1 protein-coding gene is annotated in these 606 nt (G+C 73.1%); it reads right to left on the bottom strand.

The features are described 5' to 3' along the window. Positions 1-11 precede the first annotated feature (11 nt). Positions 12-606, bottom strand: a 595-nt coding sequence (locus STRIP9103_RS06500) for a phenylalanine--tRNA ligase subunit beta-related protein (RefSeq protein ID WP_048819806.1), incomplete at its 5' end; no start/stop codon positions are given.

The raw sequence follows: 606 nt of genomic DNA, 5'->3' as shown, positions 1-606 counted from the left end.
CTCCAAGCACACTAACTCCGCAGCACAGCCCCCGTACGCTCGCCCGCGAGGGCGATCGCCGCATCGCGAGCCGCCGAAGCCTCGTCCACGGTCAGTGTCCGATCCCCGGCCCGGAAGCGGAGCGCGTACGCCAGCGACTTCCGTCCCTCACCCAACTGCTCGGCACTCTCGTACACGTCGAACAGCCGGATGCTCTCCAGCAGCTCACCCGCGCCCTCGCGCAGCGCGGCCTCGACCTCGGCGTGCGGCACGAACGCGTCGACGACCAGCGCGACATCCTGCGTCGCCACCGGGAACGTGGAGATCTTCGGCCCCTTCGGCACCCCGGCGCTCGCCGCCTCCAGCGTGTCCAGGTCCAGCTCCATCGCACAGGTGCGCGCGGGCAGCCCCAGGGTCTTCAGGACACCGGGGTGCAGCTCACCGGCGTACCCGATGATCTGCTCCGCGCCGTCCACGACGACCGCCAGTTCGGCGCAGCGGCCCGGGTGCCAGGGCCCGTACTGGCCCTTGCGGACGATCAGCTCGGCCCCGGCCTCACCGGCCAGGACGCGCGCCGCCTCGATGGCGTCCGCCCAGCCGGCCGGGCGGCCCTTGCCCCACCAGCCG

This window comes from Streptomyces ipomoeae 91-03 (assembly GCF_000317595.1).
In the GTDB taxonomy this organism is placed as follows: Bacteria; Actinomycetota; Actinomycetes; order Streptomycetales; family Streptomycetaceae; genus Streptomyces; species Streptomyces ipomoeae.
The sequence above is the reverse complement of the archived record's forward strand: the minus strand, read 5'-3'. Positions and strand labels throughout refer to the sequence as shown.